General features: G+C 62.0%; 3 protein-coding genes. All 3 read right to left on the reverse strand.

What is annotated here, in order from left to right:
- Positions 1 to 50: 50 nt before the first annotated feature.
- From ACGFYH_RS37220 to ACGFYH_RS37230, 3 genes are read right to left on the reverse strand one after another with little or no spacing between them, the layout of a single operon-like run.
- A complete protein-coding gene (locus ACGFYH_RS37220; RefSeq protein ID WP_393807601.1) occupies positions 51 to 437 on the reverse strand; it encodes a hypothetical protein in 387 nt (128 codons plus the stop codon).
- A 12-nt stretch (positions 438 to 449) separates the two neighbouring features.
- On the reverse strand, positions 450 to 1,322 hold the full coding sequence (locus tag ACGFYH_RS37225; RefSeq protein ID WP_393807602.1) for a P22 phage major capsid protein family protein: 873 nt from the start codon (positions 1,320 to 1,322) through the stop codon (positions 450 to 452).
- Positions 1,323 to 1,324: 2 nt separating this feature from the next.
- A complete protein-coding gene (locus ACGFYH_RS37230; RefSeq protein WP_393807603.1) occupies positions 1,325 to 1,552 on the reverse strand; it encodes a hypothetical protein in 228 nt (75 codons plus the stop codon).
- Positions 1,553 to 2,701: the final 1,149 nt, after the last annotated feature.

Consider the following 2,701-nt stretch of genomic DNA (forward strand, 5'->3'; position numbering starts at 1 on the left):
CGAGGTCCTTGCGAAGGTCCGCCTCGTCCAGACCAACATGAAGAAGCTCGTCAGGAACAACTCAAAGTGACATAAACGGAATCACGAGACACTAGTGCCTCGGAGGAGTCGCCGCGCAGGAACTCCATTAGCTCATCTGGCAATCCGTGGCGACGGCCGACCCGCTCCCGCTCTAGCGCAACCTCGGCCGCCTTAACGCGTTCCTCGGCGTCGTCCAACTGTGAATTGAGCTGCTGCCGTAGATCCTCGGACGTGCGGAGTGCCATAGCGGCTTGCTCCACCTCGGCCCGCAGATCATCTAGCGACGGCTCAGAAACGCTCTCAGTGCCCGCAGGCGGGATGGAACCGGCCTCGGGGACCGATTCCACCTCCGTGGCCTCAATGAGGCTTCCAGCGGGCTCCTGTGGCGTCTCAGGCGTGTTCTCTACCTCGGCCACAATCGCCCCTCCTTACGCAGCCGGAACAAACTTGAGGCCGACCGCGCGCTGTGCGTCAAGAACAGTCGCACCCACGAACGCCTCAACGACGCTCATTTCCGTACGGGTCTCGCCGTTGAAGGAGACAAACCAAGTCATGGCGTAGCCCTGCTGGTTATCGTCCGTTGCCGACGCGCCGGAAACCGACTCGGGCTTAGCCGGTGCCTTGATAGCGGCGGCGAAAGCCTCACGGGTCATGGCAACAGCGCCATCGGTGATGAACGGCGACATGTAAACGTCGAATCCGTGCAGTCGGCCCACAATGGCGTCACGGAGAGCGGACGGCGAACCGGCCGAATCGACGTTGGATAGGTTCGGGTCCATGAGCAGCGCACGCTTAACGTTCGGGCTCACCACCAGGACGCGCGACTTAGCGCCGACCTTGCGCGTGTCGAGAATTTCGCCAGCCTCGGTAATCGCATCACGCGGGTTGGCCGGATCAATCGTCAGCGTGGCACCGGTAATAACCGGCTGCATCACGGTGGCAATCTCCTCTTCGATCATCTCGGCCACACCGGCAACCTGTGGCATAAGGACCTGTGCGGAGAAGTTCTCAACCTCTAGCGTCATGTCCTTAGCGGTCAGCTCTAGCGGCTGCATCGCGTGCGTATTCAGAGTGACGGAAACCGTCTGCTCATTTAGCGGCGTGCTGATAGCCGAGGTGGACCCGGTGAACTTGGATGCCTGAAGAATGCGCGGGATGCGGACACTCACCGTGTCGCCCCGCCCGCCGATGAAATCGGACTCGGCGTCACGGAACACGAGACGACCTAGAACTAGCTCGGCCTTGAGTAGCGATGCGGCATTCTTGGCGACGACGTGGCTTACGGCAAAGATGTTGGCCATTGTCAGACCTCCTCAGAAAGAACGGTGTTGACCGGCTGCGCCGTGCGCTGGTCGGTCTTGAAATTGAGTGCCTTGATGAGGGCTAGAACCGACTCGCGTACGTCGTCGCCGGTTACTAGGCCGTCGCAAAGCAGCTCGACCGCGAATAGGCGGTGAGAGTCGAGAACGGTGTACGGGTCGCTTACAGCGCCGGTGGCGTACTGAATAAAGGCGTACTGTGCGTCCGCCATGAGGTCACGGGACAAGGGAATTCCAATCAAAAAGAAACGCCCCCCGGCAGTCGCAATGACCACCAGGGGGCGCTATCAACTAACCGCGCTTCTTCTATGGAGAGCGGGCCGGTAACCACTCCGGCCCATAGTCATAAGTAAGCGTCTACGCGGCGCTTGATTCAGCCGCTCGCTTGCGCCGTGCCCACTCGCGCTTACGGGAACGCTCACGTTCCAACTTGCATCCGTCGCATATCTGCGGCCAGCGACGAGACGAGACAGCGGGACGGGTCACCGTGAATTCATGGCTGCACTCGCGGCATGTTCCGGTGTAGCGCTTACGGCCGTCGCTCATCTCAACCCAACCGGCGGAGACGGCCCACGACTTGGACACAGCGGCCGTCTGAGCGGCACGCCGGACAGCGAGGCGGGTAACGCGTTCCTCGGCGCTGTGCAGCTCCCACAGGGGCCGCCAAGGGTCATCCATCGCGTCACGCAGCGAACGGGCCTCTGACGCCCGCACAGCGACTTCGGGGTACGGCTGCTGTGCGTCGGCCCACCGGCCCCGCGTACGGCGCAACTCTGCCTCGGCCTCGGCCGGTAGGTCCCGGACGATGTAGCCGGATTCCTCAATGGCGGACTTTGCCGACATGGCCGACGGGTCATATTCGATTCCGAGTAGAGACGCTGCGGCGGCCCAATCGGTGGCCCCGTAGAAAGACATGGTTCTATTTCCTCCATAAAAAATGGCCCCCGAAGCCGGCTGGGAGCCTGAATTCTGATCATGGACCACACCGGAACGTTCCGGTGTGGTTATCAGGGGAGCGTTACTCGGAATCCCCACGGACCCTTAGCACCCTTGGGGCCGAATCGGCCGTCTCGTCCGAGTAGCTGCCGTGCGAGTGCGAAGAATGCGCGCTGTCCAATAGCGGCGTCGGGACACGTCGCGCGGAATGCAGCGAGCAAATCGGCGCGAGAGGTGAAACCGGCCGCCGACTGCACGCACTGCGAGAGCCAGCGCTCCGGGGTCATGCCGGATTCTTGGCGGAACGTGGGCTCACCCGAAAGGATTTCCTTAACCTCGATTCTTCAGAGGTCGTGAGTGCCTGACCGGGTCGTCGCTTCGCCCTGTTTGTCCTGTGTGATCGCGGGCGGGGCCTTCGCGTGTCG

Origin of the sequence: Streptomyces sp. NPDC048392 (genome assembly GCF_043200575.1) — a bacterium.
Taxonomy (GTDB): Bacteria; Actinomycetota; Actinomycetes; order Streptomycetales; family Streptomycetaceae; genus Streptomyces.

What these genes read in the sequence shown, in the direction of transcription:
- ACGFYH_RS37225 (WP_393807602.1), bottom strand. Translation starts at nt 1,322, where the DNA reads ATGGCCAACATCTTTGCCGTAAGCCACGTCGTCGCCAAGAATGCCGCA.
- ACGFYH_RS37230 (WP_393807603.1), bottom strand. Translation starts at nt 1,552, where the DNA reads ATGGCGGACGCACAGTACGCCTTTATTCAGTACGCCACCGGCGCTGTA.